This window comes from Agromyces sp. NPDC055520, assembly GCF_053619715.1.
In genome coordinates this window covers 108,696-125,632 of record NZ_JBSHJY010000002.1, presented here as the reverse complement: position 1 = coordinate 125,632, position 16,937 = coordinate 108,696, and the positions used below count along the sequence as shown (strand labels likewise).

At 66.3% G+C, this 16,937-nt stretch carries 16 protein-coding genes; 2 read left to right on the top strand and 14 right to left on the bottom strand.

Annotation, left to right across the window (positions count from 1 at the left end):
- Window positions 1-21 precede the first annotated feature (21 nt).
- The 10 genes from ACWGST_RS02225 to ACWGST_RS02180 all read right to left on the bottom strand — a co-directional run bounded on the left by ACWGST_RS02225 (window position 22) and on the right by ACWGST_RS02180 (window position 10,226).
- Window positions 22-1,098: an alpha/beta hydrolase gene (locus ACWGST_RS02225; RefSeq protein ID WP_452045001.1), complete on the bottom strand. Its 1,077-nt coding sequence runs from the start codon at window positions 1,096-1,098 to the stop codon at window positions 22-24.
- A 61-nt stretch (window positions 1,099-1,159) separates the two neighbouring features.
- Window positions 1,160-2,050, bottom strand: coding sequence for a type II secretion system F family protein (locus ACWGST_RS02220; RefSeq protein WP_452045000.1), 891 nt, complete (start codon window positions 2,048-2,050; stop codon window positions 1,160-1,162).
- A 1-nt stretch (window position 2,051) separates the two neighbouring features.
- Window positions 2,052-3,008, bottom strand: a complete 957-nt coding sequence (locus ACWGST_RS02215) for a type II secretion system F family protein (RefSeq protein ID WP_452044999.1) — start codon at window positions 3,006-3,008, stop codon at window positions 2,052-2,054.
- Window positions 3,005-4,552: a CpaF family protein gene (locus tag ACWGST_RS02210; protein ID WP_452044998.1), complete on the bottom strand. Its 1,548-nt coding sequence runs from the start codon at window positions 4,550-4,552 to the stop codon at window positions 3,005-3,007. The genes ACWGST_RS02215 and ACWGST_RS02210 overlap by 4 nt, the downstream gene beginning before the upstream one ends.
- On the bottom strand, window positions 4,539-5,828 hold the full coding sequence (locus tag ACWGST_RS02205) for an AAA family ATPase (protein WP_452044997.1): 1,290 nt from the start codon (window positions 5,826-5,828) through the stop codon (window positions 4,539-4,541). The genes ACWGST_RS02210 and ACWGST_RS02205 overlap by 14 nt, the downstream gene beginning before the upstream one ends.
- Before the next feature lie 47 nt (window positions 5,829-5,875).
- Window positions 5,876-6,433 (bottom strand): hypothetical protein, encoded by a 558-nt coding sequence (locus ACWGST_RS02200; protein WP_452044996.1) that lies wholly within the window; start codon window positions 6,431-6,433, stop codon window positions 5,876-5,878.
- Between the two features lie 227 nt (window positions 6,434-6,660).
- Window positions 6,661-7,680 (bottom strand): TadE/TadG family type IV pilus assembly protein, encoded by a 1,020-nt coding sequence (locus ACWGST_RS02195; RefSeq protein WP_452044995.1) that lies wholly within the window; start codon window positions 7,678-7,680, stop codon window positions 6,661-6,663.
- Window positions 7,668-8,033: a TadE/TadG family type IV pilus assembly protein gene (locus ACWGST_RS02190; protein ID WP_452044994.1), complete on the bottom strand. Its 366-nt coding sequence runs from the start codon at window positions 8,031-8,033 to the stop codon at window positions 7,668-7,670. The genes ACWGST_RS02195 and ACWGST_RS02190 overlap by 13 nt, the downstream gene beginning before the upstream one ends.
- A gap of 112 nt (window positions 8,034-8,145) precedes the next feature.
- Window positions 8,146-8,361, bottom strand: coding sequence for a hypothetical protein (locus ACWGST_RS02185; RefSeq protein WP_452044993.1), 216 nt, complete (start codon window positions 8,359-8,361; stop codon window positions 8,146-8,148).
- 314 nt (window positions 8,362-8,675) lie between these two features.
- The gene (locus tag ACWGST_RS02180) at window positions 8,676-10,226 is read right to left on the bottom strand and encodes a hypothetical protein (RefSeq protein WP_452044992.1); all 1,551 of its coding nucleotides are present in this window, start codon (window positions 10,224-10,226) and stop codon (window positions 8,676-8,678) included.
- A gap of 156 nt (window positions 10,227-10,382) precedes the next feature.
- Here ACWGST_RS02180 and ACWGST_RS02175 point away from each other — a divergent pair, with 156 nt between their 5' ends.
- Window positions 10,383-10,649, top strand: a complete 267-nt coding sequence (locus ACWGST_RS02175; protein WP_452045066.1) for a HepT-like ribonuclease domain-containing protein — start codon at window positions 10,383-10,385, stop codon at window positions 10,647-10,649.
- 99 nt (window positions 10,650-10,748) lie between these two features.
- On the opposite strand, the gene ACWGST_RS02170 is transcribed toward ACWGST_RS02175, so the two are convergent.
- Window positions 10,749-11,420 (bottom strand): prepilin peptidase, encoded by a 672-nt coding sequence (locus ACWGST_RS02170; RefSeq protein WP_452044991.1) that lies wholly within the window; start codon window positions 11,418-11,420, stop codon window positions 10,749-10,751.
- A 128-nt stretch (window positions 11,421-11,548) separates the two neighbouring features.
- On the opposite strand from ACWGST_RS02170, the gene ACWGST_RS02165 reads away from it, so the two are divergent.
- Window positions 11,549-13,240, top strand: coding sequence for an HNH endonuclease signature motif containing protein (locus ACWGST_RS02165; RefSeq protein WP_452044990.1), 1,692 nt, complete (start codon window positions 11,549-11,551; stop codon window positions 13,238-13,240).
- Window positions 13,241-13,395: 155 nt separating this feature from the next.
- Here the strand turns inward: ACWGST_RS02165 and ACWGST_RS02160 are convergent, their stop codons facing one another.
- From ACWGST_RS02160 to ACWGST_RS02150, 3 genes are all read right to left on the bottom strand, one after another.
- Window positions 13,396-14,775 carry an FAD-dependent oxidoreductase gene (locus tag ACWGST_RS02160; RefSeq protein WP_452044989.1) on the bottom strand — a complete coding sequence of 460 codons (1,380 nt, stop codon included), beginning with the start codon at window positions 14,773-14,775 and terminating at the stop codon, window positions 13,396-13,398.
- Window positions 14,776-14,862: 87 nt separating this feature from the next.
- Window positions 14,863-15,987 carry a polyprenyl synthetase family protein gene (locus tag ACWGST_RS02155; protein WP_452044988.1) on the bottom strand — a complete coding sequence of 375 codons (1,125 nt, stop codon included), beginning with the start codon at window positions 15,985-15,987 and terminating at the stop codon, window positions 14,863-14,865.
- 155 nt (window positions 15,988-16,142) lie between these two features.
- Window positions 16,143-16,859: a class I SAM-dependent methyltransferase gene (locus ACWGST_RS02150; RefSeq protein ID WP_452044987.1), complete on the bottom strand. Its 717-nt coding sequence runs from the start codon at window positions 16,857-16,859 to the stop codon at window positions 16,143-16,145.
- Between the last annotated feature and the right edge of the window lie 78 nt (window positions 16,860-16,937).

The following is a 16,937-nucleotide window of genomic DNA, read 5'->3' as shown; positions in this document are numbered from 1 at the left end:
CGCCCCGCGCGGGGCGCCCGCTCAGCCCCGGTGCGGCGCGTAGCCCCGCAGCCACTGCGTGATCGCGTCGTACGCGGCCGCCCGCACGGGCTCGCGCGAGAGGAACACGTCGTGCAGCGCCCCGTCGATGCGCGCCACGGCGCCGACCTGCCCGAGCCGCAGGGTGCGCTCGGCCACCTCGTCGACGACGAGCACGATGTCGCTCGAGGCCATCGCCGGATCCCACCGCGCCTGCAGCGTCGCCCGCTTCGATAGCAGCGTGAGCACGGGTGCTCCCACGTCGATGCGTGCGGCGACGGCCGCGTGCCCGGCGAGCACCGCGTTCAGCCACGCCGGGTGCACCGGAAACCCGCGATCGGGCCGCCATTCGTGGTTGTACTCCCACTCGCCGTCGAACTCCTTCGACACCGTGCGCGTGTAGAACCCGAGGTCGACGTTGGGCAGCGGCGCGAGCGGGTTGACCTTCGCCCCCCAGCCGATGACGGGCGCGATCGCCTGCCGCCCCACCTTGCTCGCCTGAAACTCGAGCCACGGACTGTTGAGCACGAGCGCCGCGGCGCGCCCCCGGTTGCGGTCGGCCCAGAGGCTGAGGGTGAGCCCGCCCGTCGAGTGCCCGAGCAGGATGAGCGGCCGTGCCGAGGTGCGTGCGGCGGCGGCATCCGCTCGCTTGAATGTCGTGGAGGCCGGTGCCGCGTGGCCCATCGCGGCGAGCGCGGCCTCGATGTCGGCGTCGTAGTCGGCGAGGTCGGTGATGAATCCGGGGGTCTGGCCGGGGCGCAGGCTGCGGCCGTACTTGCGCAGGTCGAGGGCGAAGAAGCGGGCGCCGGCGGCCGTCCAGTACTCGGCGAGTTCGGGATTGAAGAAGTAGTCGCTCCAGCCGTGCACGTACAAGACATCGGCCCCGGATGCCGCGCCTCGCGTCAATCGCAGGCGCCACGGTGGGCGGTGCCGCACGAGGGTCGCGACGAGTTCGCCCTCGTCGTCGGCGCCGAGCGGAAGCGTGAGCTGCTCGAATCGGGGGCCGAGGATGTCGGGGCGCCACATTTCGGGGGCTTGCGCGGGGGTGTTTCCGGTGTCGGGACGCTCAGGCTCCGCCATGCCGCCTCCCCTCGGTCTGAGGCCAGCCTACCGAGCGTGACTGCGAGAGGGCTCCGGCGGCCTACGGCCCGCCGATTCCTCCGCTGAACGAGTTCATCATGTTGATCGCCGCAGGCGTGAGCAGCACGATGAAGAGCACGGGCAGCAAGCAGAACACGAGCGGGAAGAGGATCTTCACACTCACCTTCATCGCCTGCTCTTCGGCGCGCTGCTTGCGCTTCAACCGCATCTCGCCGGCCTGGACCCTCAGCACGTCTCCGATCGACACACCGTACTGATCGGCCTGGATGACGGCGCGGATGAATCGGCGCAGGTCTTCGACGTTCGTGCGTCGCTCGAGCTCGTGGAAGGAATCACGGCGCGTACGCCCGATCGACATGTCCTGCAAGACTCGGATGAGCTCTTCTGCCAGCGGCCCTTTTCCATTACGGGCAGCCTTGGCCATCGCTGCATCGAAGCCGAGACCCGCCTCGACGGCGATCGTCATCTGGTCGAGCACATCGGGGAGCGAGAGTTGAATCGCCTGCTGTCGGTCGTGCGCCCGACTGTTGATGAGCACGTCGGGGAGGAAGAAGAGCATGGGCGGGGCAGCGATGGCGATGAGCACGCTCCATCCTTGAAGTCCGCCGTTGACCGCGAAGAGCAACACGAACAGCACGCCGACGATCGCGAGGATGATCTTCCAGACGACGATGCCGTTCACCGACCAACCGATGGGCCTGCCGGCATACACGAGCTGTCGTTCGATCCATGCGATGTAGCCACTCGGCGCCGCAGCGACCAGCGATGCACTGATCGAACCCTGCTGCACAGGGCCGAGCGTGGGATGCTCCTCCACTGCCACCGACGATGCGGCCTCGCGTCGGGCGGGGAAGAGCAGGAAGACGAAGACACCGAACGCGAGCGCCGTGACTCCGATCAACACGTAGATCAACACTGCGGGCAGGTCCATGTCAGAACTTCACTCTCACGGTGAATGCGGTCCAGATCGATCCGAGAATGAGGAGAATTCCCGCAACGATAAGGGCCACGATTCCCAGGGGGTTCTGGAAGAAGGAGCTGAAGTACGTGGGCTGCACGACGATGAGGAAGAGGAAGACAACGATCGGCAGCGCGACGAGCACGATCGCCGAGAGACGCCCTTCCGCGCTCAACGCTCGCACCTGGCGGCGGATCTCGTTGCGATCGCGGATCGTCTTGCCGACCTGATCGAGCACCTCGGCGAGGTTTCCGCCCGTCTCCTGGTTGATTGCGATCGCCTGCGCGACCCACTCGAAGTCTTCGCTCTTCATGCGCTGCGCGGTGATGGCAAGCGATTCCGACATGTTTCGGCCGAGCCTCACCTCATTCACGACTCGGGCGAGTTCTTCGCTGGTGGGGTCTTCGGCATCGCTCGCCACCGCCCCGAGGCTGCGGTTGAGTCCGTGGCCGGCACGCAGGCTTCCGGCGATGAGCTGCACGGTGTCGTCGACTTGATCGGCGAATCGTTCACGCCGCTTGCTCGTGCGCATCGACACGATGAGCTTCGCTCCGACCGGCGCGAGCAATGCGAGCAGCACCGCCCAGAGCAGCCACGTGCCGTTTGCGAAGCCGACCAGAACGCCGATGAGCGCGAGCACGCTCGCGGCCGAACCGACGATCACGACGAAGCTGGACGGATCGGTCTTGATGCCGGCGAGCTCCAGCTCCTGCGGCCCGAACATGCGGTTCGAACGCTTCGACGCCATCGACTCGATCGCCGCCGTCGTCTTCTGGGTGGCTTTGGTCAGGGCAGAGACATGTTCGACGCCGGGAGCCAACCGCCGGTCGCGTGCCACTCGCGGAGCAGGTGGCGCGATCACGTAGAAGATCAGCACGAGCAGGGCGAGCAGCGCGACGCCCACGCCGAGTCCGAGCACCACCGGGTTCATCGGATCGCTCCGAGCATGTCGCCGAGGTCTGGCTGGAAGAGAGCAGTCGGCAATGCGATGCCGTAATCGGCGATTCGCTCGGCGAAGCGGGGCCGCACACCGGTAGGCTCGATGCGGCCGCGCAAGCGACCCTCCTCGTCGTACCCCGCCGAGTAGTCGAAACTGAACGCGTCCTGCAGAGTGATGATTTCACCCTCCATGCCGTGAACCTCGGTGATGTGTGTGATCCGGCGAACGCCGTCTTTGTGACGGGTGATCTGCACGATGATGTCGATCGCCGACGCGATCTGTTCACGGATCGCTCGAAGCGGCAGATCCATGCCGGCCATGAGCACGAGCGTCTCCATTCGAGACACGGCATCGCGCGGGGAGTTGGCGTGGAGCGTCGAGATCGAACCCTCGTGACCGGTGTTCATCGCTTGCAGCATGTCGAGCGATTCGGCACCACGCACTTCACCGACGACGATGCGGTCGGGCCGCATGCGCAGCGAGTTGCGCACGAGGTCACGGATCGTGATCTCACCCCGGCCCTCGATGTTCGCCGGCCTCGACTCGAGCCGAACCACGTGGTCTTGCTGCAATTGCAACTCGACCGCGTCTTCGATGGTGATAATGCGTTCGTCCCCGGGAATGAAGGCTGAGAGCACGTTCAGCAGCGTGGTCTTACCCGTACCGGTACCGCCGGAGACGAGGATGTTCATCTTCGCCCGAACGGCCGCATCGAGCACAGTCGCGACCTCGCGGGTCATGCTGCCGAAGTCGATGAGGTCTTTCGCGGTGTACGGGGTGCCGGCGAACTTTCGGATCGTGAGCGAGGCGCCGTCGACCGCGAGCGGCGGGATGATCGCGTTGACACGGGAGCCGTCTTCGAGACGCGCGTCCACGAGTGGAGACGACTCGTCGATGCGCCGGCCGACGCGGGCGACGATGCGTTCGATGACGCGACGCAGCTGCGGCTCGCCGGTGAAACGGTGGTGGGTCTCGAGCAGTCGGCCGTTGCGCTCGACGTAGAGCCGGTCGAAGCGGTTGACCATGATCTCGCTGACACTCGGGTCGGCGAGCAGTGGTTCGAGTGGTCCATAGCCGAGCACATCGGCGCCGATGTCATCGATCAGTCGATTGCGTTCTGAAGTCGAGAGTGCGAGTTGCTCGCCGGCCACGATGTCGGCGAGTTCCGCCCGTGCGAGCAGGTGAAGCTGTTCTTCTGTCAGCGAAGCGTCGTTGAGGCGCGACCCGATGCGACCGAAGAGTTCTTCCGCTGCTTTCTCTTTGACGGCCGCGAGGGGGTCCGCGGCCGGCTTCGCGCGTGCCGCTCCCTGCCGAGGTGGCGCGGATGGATGGAACAGGGCGGGCTCCTCGCCGCGGGGCGCAATATCGGTGGGATCCGCAAGCGTCTCGGCCTCACCAGCCAGCGGGTTTGGCTCTACAGCAACACCGGATGCCTCGGGGAGACTCAGCGCGATCGACGGTTCCTGTGGGGCACTCTCGAAGGGCTCGCCCGATTGTGGCTTGCGTAGCGCGCTCAGCCGATCATTCAGGTTCATTCGATCGCCGCCTTCTCTGGATCTTGCTTCGCTTGGGGAACGCCTCGGGTGCGATGCGCAACACGATCGAACGGATCGCCTTCGCCGCAGGATCGCGTACGTCATCGTGGATGAGCGGGATGCCACGGTTCGACGCGAGCAGCACCGCCGATGATTTCGGCACCTCGATGTCGACCGGTGCACCGATGATGTGCTCGACGTCTTTGATGGTGAGGCCGCTGTTCTTATCGGTCTGGTTCACGACGATGTGCCGGTTGCCGGGCATGAGGCCGAGTTTGGTCAACAGTTCGAACTCGGTACGCATCGCGCGCAGGCTCGGCACCCCCATGTTGGTGACGAAGACGGCATCGGTCACGTGCTCCAACGTCACGAGAGTGTGCTCGCCGAGGCCTGGTGTCGTATCGACGATCACGTATCGGAACGTCGCTCGCAGCCGCTCGATCAGACGTGCGAGGGCGTGTGGAGCGACCTGGTCACCGAGCTCAGGGGACGGCGCGCTCGCGATGACGAAGAAGCCGTCGTCGTGGTGGGTGAGCGTGGTCTTCAGCACGATCTCGTCGACTGCTGCATCCGCCACCGCATCGACGATCGTACGGGTCGGCTCGAGCGCGAGTGCGGCGGTGATGTCACCGAACTGGAGGTCTGCGTCGACGAGAACGACGGAGTTCGGGGCAACCTCGGCGAGACCGGTTGCGAGGTTGATCGCGATGGTCGTCTTGCCCTGCCCGCCCTTCGGTGCGACGACGGCGATCGCCTCCGACGGAACGCCCGCGTCAAGCGGTGGGAACTCCCACTCGGGCGCTTCTGGCTCAGGTTCCGGCTCGGGCTCTGGCTCCTCGGCTTCGCCGGTCGAGATGAGAACGTCTGCGGCCGTCTCTTCTTCAATGACGAAAGGCATGTCATCGATCTCGAGCGCCAAAGGCACGTCGAAATCGTGCTCGTCGGCATGCCCGTTCGCCACGAGCCAGCCGGCGAGACGATCGAGCAACGCCATCGTCGTCTCGTCGCTCGCATCGGGGTTCAGCACCGCATGAAGCGCGAGTTCGTCGACCCAGTCTTCGAGATCGGATCGCTGTTCGCGCACCACGATCAGTCCAAGATCAGGATGCTTCGCGGTGAGCGCCTCGACCAGGCCCTTCGTCTCTTCGTAGTTGAGCACCGGGCCGAGCAACGCGACTCGAGGTTGTGCGTTCACCCGACTCACCACCGCTTCGGGGCCGAAGGTGAGGAACTCGCCCGGGATGACAGCAAGCCGTTCGCCGAGCAGAGCCCGCAAGCGGGTCTCATACTCGGCGGACCGACTGACAAGGAGGAACGGGGTCACTAGAACGCGTTGCTTCCAGTCACCGGCGATGTGCCGCTGTTATCGGTCTTGTCGTTTTCGAGGGTGAGCCACATGCTGGCATAGCCGCCGGCTTGTCCCTCTGTGAACCAGACCCAGCGCTCGATGTCGTGCGCTGAGAGCGCGATCGTCACCATGATGCTGTCGCCGGCACCCTGCTCGACTTGCGTGTCGGACTCAGCGTCGGGCGTGACGACACCCTGCACCTTCGTCACGAGCACGCTGTGGAACGCGAAGCTCGTGGTGGGATTCGCTACATCTGCTTCTTCACCGGGCTCGTCAGGGTCGACCGTGCCGACGAGGCCGATCTTGTCACCGGCACGAACCTGGCCGCCGACGACGCGGTCGGCCGGGAGAGTGAACGACACCACCTGCATCCCCTCGGGCACCGCAACATCGCCCCGCGCGGCGAGTTCTGCCGGGTCGATGAATCGCGCCGTCAGCAACTGCTCACCCGGAAGGATTTCAGCGTCCGAAACGAGCCCTGCAAGGTCGTCGACATTCGTCACGACGCCGTCAGCGACGTTGCGAGCGGGCATCGAATCGACCGTGACGAACTCGGTGACACTCTCACCGGGGGTGCCTCTCGGAATCGACTCCTGCACGATGTACACGTCGGTGAGCTCGGCACCTTGCGCAGCCCTCGCGTCCGCGCCGCGAACATAACTGACGAGGACGACGGCGCCGACGACGGCGAGGAGAAGGGCGACGATCGCCCCGATGATTCGGGTCTTCATTTCTCGGCTTTCGGTAGGGCGACTGCGACTCAGTCCGTGAGCTTCCAGACGATCGGGAGGCCAGGCAGAGGTGGCGTGCCACCGAGCTGACCGATCACATCTTCGACCGGTACCAGCTCGGTGAAGTACCCGCGAACGCCGCTGCAGCTCGGGGCACCGGTCTCTGCCTTGCATTTGCCCGGTGGCGAAGCGTTCCAACCGGGAAAGTCCCAGCCCGTGATGATGAACGAGGCGAAGGCGACAAGATGGAACTTGCCATCGTTAACGGAGTTCTTCGCCCCAATTTCGTTATAGACCGGAATGAGAACAGGAGTTGCGTTCTGCTCCAGCGCAACGAAATACGATTCGCTGCAACCTGCACCGAGTGGTGACTTGCCCGGGTCCGCCGGCACCCACGCCTGCGGGGGATCCGTCGGCGTTAGTTCCACCTCGGCACTGCATGTGGTCGACGTCAGCCACCCGAAGAACGACTCGGAGGTCAAGTCCTTGCAATCGCTTTTCTTGCGCGCATCGATATCGTTGCGCACCCAGATCTCTACCCCGGTTCCAGTACTGGGGTTCGGAGTGAAGTCATCGAACTTGCAGAGCGGGAACGCCAAGGGCAGGGTGCCCGCGCCGAGCGGCATGCCCCACTGTGCAATGCTTCCTGCTCTGACCATCGTCGAGTTGGGCTCGCTGTCGCCATCGATCATTGAAGCAAGCATGTGGGGGAATTTGGCCTCGGCGGCGACGACGACCTTGCCTGGAGTCGTGGTCGTCGCCGGCGTCACCGTGACAGTGGGCTCGCCGAGTACGGGAGTACCTGTGTTCGCGTCGAAATAGACGTCGCCCTTCGCGGCGCAGCTCGACTCTCCTGCCGCACATGCCGATGCGACTCCGAGTGCTGCGGCGTCGGCACCACGTTGCAGCTGGGTCCTCTCCGCATGCTGAGCTGAGACGTCGAGCGCTAGCGCACCGAAGCCGATCATTGGAATCAGAAGGAACGCAATGAGCACGGCGTTCGCACCGCGTTCGTCATGCACGAACCGCCTGAACGTCATCCTCCGCATGGAGTCACTCCTACCGCTACCAGCTTGATCGGGTTGCCCAACGCGGTGCTGAACCATTCGCTGAACGAGCCTGGCGAGATTGAGAGCGTCGTCGTCACCATCTTGCTCTGACCCGGCGCGCACGCAGCCTCTACGTCGTGCGTGACATCGGACCATAGGAAGAGCCCGGGGATCTTCTCGATCGTGGCCCATGCATCACTTTCGGCGTTCGGATCGCCTTGATGCACCGCCACGTATCGTGAGGAGATTCGAGCCCCGTCCGACAGAGTCGCCTGCACGTTCCAAAGCCGGGAGAACTCGATCACGCTGAGCAGCAGCATGATGACGAGCGGGAAGACGAGCGCGAACTCCACCGCGGCTGCGCCATGCTGGCTCCTCAATCGACGCATATCGTCACTCCCTACGGGCTGAAGGGTTCGAAGCGCATCGCGCCCCGAACCCATCGAATCGACTTTCAGCGCCGGACTACGGCGTGGTTCCGACCTTGCTGCCCTGTCCACCCATCCAGACACCGACATCAGCAACGAAGCTCTTCAGGATCGGCGTCAATGCGATCGCGGCAACGACGAGGGCGATTGCGACGAGGCCAAGCACCAGCGCGTACTCGGTCGCGGTAGCGCCATCTTCTTCGGGACGGAGCGAGTTCAGTCGCGCCTGCAGACGCGTGTATGCCTTCAGCATGTTTTGGAGACCCCTTCGGGTTATCGGGAGACCTGCACTCCCGGTCGGGTCGTGCATGCCACATGCGGGTACATGCGGTGGAATGAAGTTATCCGTCGATGTCTGGACGGCATATGCCCCACTTTGGGGGAGACAACGAATCCTTTGCGCAACGATCGGCTCAATCCTGCGGTTCTGCACGCAAGAAACACGAGCGTGTCCCCCAATCTGGGGGCGATTGGGGTACAGATACGGGGTACACATGTACCCGCCCGTCGGGGGACGCCCGTACCCCGGGTGGCTCGAGCATGACGCAAGGATCCTTAGATTCTGTGCTACTCGCGCACCCAGAGATTGTGGCCCCCAGCCGATGCCAACCGAGTCCACTCCTCGTTCCCGTCTAGTGCATCGGCGAGCCGCTGGTTCCTTTCATCGGGCGAGAGCACAACGCAGGTCGTCTCGTCCGGGAGCGGGCTTTCTAGTGAAAGGACATGGAGATACTCATAGAGATGTTCGCGTCCGTAGAAGTCTGCCCGCCCATCGATCCACACCTTTACGTCCGGCCGGAGAAGGATGGTCGGGCCGCCGACCGTATCATTCCCCCAGAGGCGGCAGCCTCTTGGTAGCTGGTTAATCACGGCGGCTTCGGGGATGGTCGAAGCTTCAGGGATAGTCGCAACGGTCAGCGGGGTCGCCATGACCATGAGCCCGACCACGATTACTGTCCAGAATCGTCCCGACGTGTACTCGGTTACTCTCGGACGCGACAGGAAACCAACGGCAGTTGCCTGCCTATAATGCAGACGGTCGATGAGGCCCGAGGCCACCCCCGCCAAGACAGGCATAAGGATTAGCATCCCCGTCAGGGCGAAACGCAGCGAATCAAAACCCACGAACACAGCCGGCACGCCGAAAGCGGCGAGCGGGACAATGATCCTAACCCGTGCGTCAAACCTCCCGCCCCGTCGAACGAGACGCACGCTCCAGAGAAGTGCGAGGATCGCAAGCAGTACGACGACCACTGCAAATGGGACGTATCGGAGACCCTGAATACGGATGAGGTCGAAGATCGACTGCCATTCGCTAATCACTCCGCGACACACATCCGCGACGATGCGCGCGCGTTCGAGGGTGAGTGGGATCCCGTACGGCGAGGCGACGCAGCCGAGCAGGAGACCGACCGTCCCAGCAGCAGTCAGCCACAGTCGCTGCGCCAAGCGGATGCCTGGGCTCGCCCACCAACCGATGGCCCACATCACCGCGATCACTGCGGACATGAGCATGAATGAGAGGTGCAACCAGTTGCCGAGCAGCGACAGCGCGAAGCCCACTCCCCCTACGACAAGGAGGGATCGGAGCATGCTGGCCTTACCGACCTTGCCGCCCCACCACCATACGAAGAGCACGGCGACGAACATCAGTGACTGCACGACCACCGTGGCGCGTGGCGTGAACGCGGAAAAGCCGAACATCAGTACCGGCGCGAAGCCAATCAGAGTTGGGAAGGCGCGCGCCCCCACGAGCCGTGCGAGAACCAAGGCGAGCGCGAAGAACGTTGTGATGGATAGGAACGCGACCCAGAACAGCCCCCAGAATCCACCCGCCTGCCAGCCAACGCCTAGCACGACGTTCCACAGCGGTGAATTCGGGACCCAGTCACCGTCTTTCGACCATGACCAGGTATCCGGTCGTATCAGAGGCAGTCCCTCGAGATTCTCAATCCCCGCCCTCGCAGACCAGAATTGGTCGCGTTCTTGCGAGTTCGCTGCGCGCACTGCGGCGATCCCCACGAGGACGACAAATACCATCCACCAGCGGAAGCGCTCTGTCGCGATGGTCGACAGAAGGCGGGTTCTTCTCGATGGCAATTCGTCGAGTTCAAGCATCCGTAGGGGGTCCTTGCGGTCGGCGCGGTGTGATCTGGTCGAGGCTGACCGGTCGGATCGTTCTGGGCTCAGTTCAGGCAACATGCTGCGCCAGCGCCACGACCAGTCCCAGTTCGGGTGGCGTGCTCCGCGGCGATCTCCAGCCCCAGTGCAGGAATGCATCGGGGGCGGGGCACCCGCATCCGCTTGGGTTCCCGCAAGCTTGCCGTACTACGCGACTTCGCCGTCATCGGGGAAGCCGTCCGCGGTCTGCCGGCTGACGCGAAAGCCGCTCACTCTGACACTCCATGGCCCGCGATCGCCGGCCTTCGGAATGTCGTTGTCCACGAGTACTTCCGAGTCGAACCCGAGATCGTGATCGACATCCTCGACAAGCAACTCGAGTCACTCATGAGGAGCATCCGGAGCTCTCTCGACGAGTAGCGGTCACTCGTCAACGGCCGGGAGGGACGCCTGCCACGCGGCATCCACTCGGTGTATTCGCTTCGACAGGCTCAGCGACCGGGGCCTCGCCCGCGTTCCTCAACCCGCCAGCACAACCGCCACGAGCGCCCCCACGAGCATCGACGGGCCGAACGGAATCGATCCGCGCAGCGTCACCCGCCGCAGCACGAGGGCGACGATCGCGACCACTCCCCCGACGACGAATGCGGCGAGCAACCCCACGAGCCACGCCGACAGGCCGAACCAGCCGAGCAGCAGGCCGATCACGAGCGCGAGCTTCACATCGCCCATGCCCATCGACGACGGCGAGATGAGCGCGAGCACGAAGTAGACGGCGAACATCGCAAATGCCCCGGCGAGCGCCCAGATCAGCCGCATCCAGTCGCCCGCGGCCCAGGTCGCGGGCACGAGCAGCGCGGCCACCGCGTAGAGCGTCGGAAACACGACGGCGTTCGGCAGCCGCTTCTCGACGAGGTCGACGATCGAGAGCACGGTCGCGCAGGCGGCGAAGACGAGCAGCGCCGGCAGCAGCCAGAGGCCCGCGGCGTCACCGCCGAAGCGCAGGCCGAGCACCCCGAAGGTCACGGCGGTCGCCACGGCGGCGGCGATGCGGATGGTGGTGCGCCGCGGCATCCGCTCGCCGTGAATGGAACGCTCGACCCACGCTGCCAGCGGCCACCAGCCGAGCGCGAAGCCCGCGACGGCAGCGATGGCCGCGATGACGGCGGTGGATGTCGCGAGCAGAGGCATGATCGAGAGCGTAGTGGAGCGGGCTCTCACCGCCCTTCCGCTTTCACCGCCCTTGCGCTCTCGTCGCGCCCATTCGCATTCGAACAAAGCTTCGACAGAATGTCGGTGGGTGGTGAGAGCATCGAAGCATGACGAACGAGGGCGCGATCGCGAGCGGCGCAGCTGGTGCAGCCGATGCTGCCGGCGCGCCGGGAGCAGCCGGTGCAGCTGGTGCCGACGCGCTCGGGGCGCTCGACGGCGGGCTGCGAGCGCTCGTCTCGGTTCTGCGCGCGCGGCCGGTCGGTGATGCCCCGGCGCAGCACCCGACTGCAGACTTCGATGATCTCGGCGATGCGCAGCTCGTCGATGCGCTGCGGGCGATCACCGGCATCGAGCGCTCGCTCGAGCAGCTGAAGCTGCAATGCTCGTCGGCGATCGCACGGCGGTCTGCGGGTGAGTCCCGTCACGAGGGCCTCGCCGGTCGGCACGGGTATTCGACGCCCGAGCGGTTCATCGCCGCGACCACCGGTTCGAGCACGGCCGACGCCGCGAAGCTGCTCGCCGTCGCCAAGGCGACGACGCCGGCGCAGTCGTTCGGCGAGGCCCCGCGAGCGCCGAGGTACGCGTGCGTCGCCGCGGCCATCGCCGACGGCGCCATCACGATCGAGGCCGCGAACCGCATCATCGAATTCCTCGATTCCATGCGAGCGGATGCCGCGGCCGCGCCACTGCTCGAGGCAGAGACGAAGCTCGTCGAACGAGCCGCAGCCGTCGGCGTCGACCAGCTCTGGCGTTACATCAAGTACTTGCGGGCCGAGCTCGATGCGTGTGGAGTGCAGGCGCGAGAAGAAGAGCTGTGGGCTCAGCGTTCGCTGCGCATGTGGGAGGACCGGCGCGGATTGATCCACCTGCGCGCCTGTCTCGATCCGGCGACGGCCGCACCCATCAAGGCTGCGGTCGACGCACTCGTGTCAGCCGATCTGCACGCTGCTCGCGATGCGAAGAGCCGGCTTGCGGCGCGCGAGGCGGCGGCTGGGCGAGGCGGGGCGGGCGTTCTGGGCGATGCGTTCGCCGATGGCGCCGTGCCGGCGGGTGATGCTGGCGCGCGCGGTGCCGGCGCGCGGAGTGCTGTTGCGGGCGGAGCCGTTGCGGGCGGTGCCGTTGCGGGCGGGGCTGTCGCAGGCGGTGCTGTCGCGGGCGGGGCTGTCGCACCCGCCGGTGTTGCGCCCGATGCCGCCGACCGGGCACTCATGGATTCTCGCGGCATCGAGCAGATGGCGGCCGACGCGCTCGCAGATCTCGTGCGGCTCGCGAGCTCGGCGGTCGATGCGCCGCCCGCGCTGTCGAACGCGGCGGTCGTGGTGCGCATCGATCAGAAGTGCCTCATGTCCGACATCGGATTCGCGACGATCGACGGCATCGACGAGCCCGTCTCGCCGGCCACGGCGCGCATGATCGCCGCGAGCGCCGGGGTGATCCCGATGGTGCTCGGCGGCCCCGGCGAGGTGCTCGATCTCGGGCGGCGCAAGCGGTTCTTCACGAAGGCGCAGCGAATCGCCCTCGCCGAACGCGACGGCGGCTGCGCGCACCCCGATTGCGCGAGGCCGGTCGCCCATACGCAGGCGCACCACAGGCGGTACTGGGAGGCCGACGACGGACCGACCGACCTCGACAACGGGGTGCTGCTCTGCGCGTTCCATCATTGGTGCATGCACCACGACGGATGGGAGGTGTTCAGCAGGGAGGGGCGCACCTGGTTCGTTCCGCCGCGGCACCTCGACCCCCAGCAACGACCCCGCCCCGGCCGGCGTGCGACCCGGCTCGAGCTTCAGGCTGCGTAGAAGGGGGCGAGCGTGCGCAGGGCGTGCGAGCGAGCGGGCCTGCGAGCGTGCGAGCGAGTGCGCGAGCGTGCGAGCGAGTGCGCGAGCGTGCGTTCATGCGTGCATGCGTGCATGCGTGCATGCGAGCGAGCGGGCGGGCGGGCGGGCGGCGCTGCCTACGCTTCGTCGCGCGAGATGTCGACCATGTCTTCGCGCGGCACGACCTTCACGCGCACGCGACCCTCTGCAGCACCGAGCGACTGCTCGTGCTCGTCGAGGCGGTGCCAGCCGTCGAGATCGGTCCAGCGAATACCGCGAGACTCGAGCAACTCGATGACCGACTCCTCCGACGGAGACTCAGGGTCCCACCAATTGCCGAGGTCGTTGATGACGTGCTTGATCGTCTCCATCGCATCGGACTTCGTGTGACCGATGAGCCCGACGGGGCCGCGCTTGATCCACCCGGTCGCATAGACGCCGTACATCTGGCGCGTCTCGCCGGTCGCAGGGTCGTGCAGCAGCACCTGACCCTCATGGTTCGGGATCACCCCGTACTCGCGATCGAAGGGCACGTCGGGCAGCGGCGAGCCGTAGTAGCCGACCGCGCGGTAGACCGCCTGCACGGGCAGGTCACGAATCTCGCCGGTGCCGACGACGCCGCCCTCTCCGTCGGGCGCGGTGCGCTCGTAGCGGAGGGCGCCGACCCGGCCGTTGCCGTCGTCGACGAGTTCGAGCGGCTTCGCGAAGAAGTGCAGGTGCAGGCGACGACTCGCTTGCCCGACCTCTCGCTGGCGCCACTGGTTCAGCACCTTGTCGATGACGAAGACCTGCTTGTTGCCCGACACGGCCGCGCGGGCGGCGTCGTCGTAGTCGAAGTCTTCGTCGTAGAGGATCATGTCGACGTCGCGCAGCTCACCGAGCTCGCGCAGCTCGAGCGGCGTGAACTTCACCGACGTCGGGCCGCGACGGCCGAACACGTGCACATCGGTGATCGGCGAGGCGGCGAGCCCGGCCGCGACGTTCGCGGGGATCTCGGTCGACATGAGGTCTTCGACGTGCTTGGCGAGGATTCGCGCCACGTCGAGCGCGACATTGCCGTTGCCGATCACGGCGGCCTCGCGAGCCTCGAGCGGCCACGTGCGCGGAAAATCGGGGTGCCCGTCGAACCAGCTGACGAACTCGGCGGCCCCGTACGAACCCGCGAGCTCTGTGCCGGGGATGTTCAACGAGGCATCCTTCACCGCGCCGGTCGCGAAGATGACCGCGTTGTAATGCTTCTTGAGGTCGTCGAGCGTGATATCGGTGCCGAACTTCACGTTGCCGAAGATGCGGATGTCGCCGCGGTCGAGCACCTCGCGAAGCGCCGTGATGATGCCCTTGATGCGCGGGTGGTCGGGCGCGACGCCGTAGCGCACGAGCCCGTAGGGCGCGGGCAGGTGATCGAAGAGATCGATCGAGACGTCGAAGTTGCGTTCGGCCTTCAGCAGGATGTCGGCGGCATAGATGCCGGCGGGGCCTGCCCCGACGATCGCCAGTCTCAGCTTGTTCCTCGTCACGTGCCTGGTCTCTCCATCAGTTTCGACGTCGGTCTCGACATCTGTCTCGTCGTCGGTCTCGCCATCGGTCTCGCGCTGCTCACTCGCTCAGCTCTCGCGCTCGACGACCGTCTCGGCGAATCGTGTCAGCGCCTTCTTCACACTGCCATCGGGCAGCGGCGCGAGCGCGGCGACCGCCTCGCGCGCCCAACGGTGGGCCTCAGCGAGCGTAGCGCGCGTGGCTTCGTGCTGCCGCAGTTCGGCGACGATCGCGTCGACCGTCTCTTTCGACGGCACGATGCGCGAGGCCAGCGTGTTCGTGTCCATCGGGTCACCGGCTGCGGCGGGGCCGGTCGCGATGACGACGTCGCGTTCGATGCGTTCGAGCAGGGCAGCGGATGCCGCGTCGCTGCGGGCATGCTCGGCGAGCCGCAGCATCGGCAGGGTGACGACCCCGGCGCGCAGATCGGTGCCTGGCACCTTGCCGGTCTCGGCCGGCTGCGGCGAGAGGTCGATGACGTCGTCGACGAGCTGGAAGGCCACGCCGACCTTCTCGCCGAACTCGATGATGGGCGCCTCGAAGCCCGGGTCGGCCCCCGAGAAGATGATGCCCGACTGCGCGGCCGCGGCGATGAGCGACCCCGTCTTGTCGGCGAGCACCTGGATGTAGTGCGCGATCGGGTCGTCGCCCGGTTGCGGCCCGACCGTCTCGTGCAGTTGGCCGAGCACGAGCCGCTCGAACGTCGTTGCCTGCATGCGGATGGCGCCCTCGCCGAGGCCCGCCATGAGCTGGCTGGCACGGGCGAAGAGCAGGTCGCCGGTGAGGATGGCCACCGAGTTGCCCCACACCGCCTGCGCGCTCGGCACTCCGCGGCGCCGGTCGGCGTCGTCCATGACGTCGTCGTGGTACAGGCTCGCGAGGTGCGTGATCTCGATCGCCTCAGCGGCGGTGACCACGTCGTCGGTCACTCCGGCACCGAGCTGCGCGGTGAGCAGCGTCAGCATGGGGCGCACGCGCTTGCCGCCCGCTTGCAGCAGGTAGCGGGTCGAGACATCCGCGATCGTGTCGGCGAACCTGACCTCGTTGAGGAGGCCCACCTCGACGCGATCGAGTCCGTCGTCGATCGCCTTCGCCACCGCCTTGTCGGCGGAGGAGGCGAAGACGCGCTCGCTGAGCCCGAGATTGGCGGCGAGCGATGAGCCTCGACGGGCGACCGGGTGACTCGGTTTCACGCTCACTAGCCTATCGGGGGTCGTTGGTCGAGGAGCGCCCGACGATGGAGGACGCGTATCGAGACGGGTGCGTGGTCTCGATACGGCGCTGGCGCGCCTACTCGACCACCGAGTGAGCTGGCGCGCCTACTCGACCACCGAGTGAGCCGGCGCGCCTACTCGACCGGTGAAACCGGCTTGCGACCCCGGTGCAGGGCGACGACACCGAGAGTGAGGTTGCGCCACGCGACATCCACATAGCCGGCCTCGCGAATCCAACCGGCCAGGGTGGGCTGATCGGGCCACGCGTTGATCGACTCGTTGAGGTAGTCGTAGGCCGTGTCGTTCGAGCTCGAGAGCTTGACGAGCGGCGGCATGACGTAGCGCTGGTAGATGCCGTAGCCCGTGCGCACGAGCGGTGCGGGCGGGGTCGAGAACTCGCAGATGACGAGCCGGCCGCCGGGCTTGGTCACGCGGAAGAACTCGGCGAGCGCCTGCTTCGGCTCATTGACGTTGCGCAGGCCGAACGAGATCGTCACGGCGTCGAACTCGTCGTCGCCGAACGGCAGCTTCGTGGCGTCGGCCTCGACGAACACGAGGTTCTGCACGCCCGCCTGCCGCCTGCGGCCGACCTCGATCATGCCCGGCGAGAAGTCGGCGGCGACGACCGACGCCCCCGATTTCGCGAGACTCGCGCTCGACGTGCCGGTACCGGCGGCGACGTCGAGGATGCGCTGCCCCGGCTTCGGGTCGACCGCCCGCGTCGTGGCGACACGCCACAGCGGGGCGTTGCCCACTGAGAGCACCGTGTTGGTGCGGTCGTAGCTCGCGGCGACGCGATCGAACATGGCCGACACCTGGTCGGGCTGCTTGCCGAGATCTGCGCGCGTCATCCCTCGATTCTACGGATCTTCCCTCGCGAACGGGCAGTCGATGCCGCTCGCCGGCGCTGCAGGCGGCACCGACTGCCC

Excerpts from the sequence above, each read along its gene's own strand:
- ACWGST_RS02215 (WP_452044999.1), bottom strand. The coding sequence starts at position 3,008 with ATGAACCCGGTGGTGCTCGGACTCGGCGTGGGCGTCGCGCTGCTCGCC.
- ACWGST_RS02195 (WP_452044995.1), bottom strand. The coding sequence starts at position 7,680 with ATGCGGAGGATGACGTTCAGGCGGTTCGTGCATGACGAACGCGGTGCG.
- ACWGST_RS02200 (WP_452044996.1), bottom strand. The coding sequence starts at position 6,433 with ATGCCCGCTCGCAACGTCGCTGACGGCGTCGTGACGAATGTCGACGAC.
- ACWGST_RS02180 (WP_452044992.1), bottom strand. The coding sequence starts at position 10,226 with ATGCTTGAACTCGACGAATTGCCATCGAGAAGAACCCGCCTTCTGTCG.
- ACWGST_RS02210 (WP_452044998.1), bottom strand. The coding sequence starts at position 4,552 with ATGAACCTGAATGATCGGCTGAGCGCGCTACGCAAGCCACAATCGGGC.
- ACWGST_RS02220 (WP_452045000.1), bottom strand. The coding sequence starts at position 2,050 with ATGGACCTGCCCGCAGTGTTGATCTACGTGTTGATCGGAGTCACGGCG.
- ACWGST_RS02225 (WP_452045001.1), bottom strand. The coding sequence starts at position 1,098 with ATGGCGGAGCCTGAGCGTCCCGACACCGGAAACACCCCCGCGCAAGCC.
- ACWGST_RS02170 (WP_452044991.1), bottom strand. The coding sequence starts at position 11,420 with ATGCCTCTGCTCGCGACATCCACCGCCGTCATCGCGGCCATCGCTGCC.
- ACWGST_RS02150 (WP_452044987.1), bottom strand. The coding sequence starts at position 16,859 with ATGACGCGCGCAGATCTCGGCAAGCAGCCCGACCAGGTGTCGGCCATG.
- ACWGST_RS02165 (WP_452044990.1), top strand. The coding sequence starts at position 11,549 with ATGACGAACGAGGGCGCGATCGCGAGCGGCGCAGCTGGTGCAGCCGAT.
- ACWGST_RS02175 (WP_452045066.1), top strand. The coding sequence starts at position 10,383 with ATGCATCGGGGGCGGGGCACCCGCATCCGCTTGGGTTCCCGCAAGCTT.
- ACWGST_RS02185 (WP_452044993.1), bottom strand. The coding sequence starts at position 8,361 with ATGCTGAAGGCATACACGCGTCTGCAGGCGCGACTGAACTCGCTCCGT.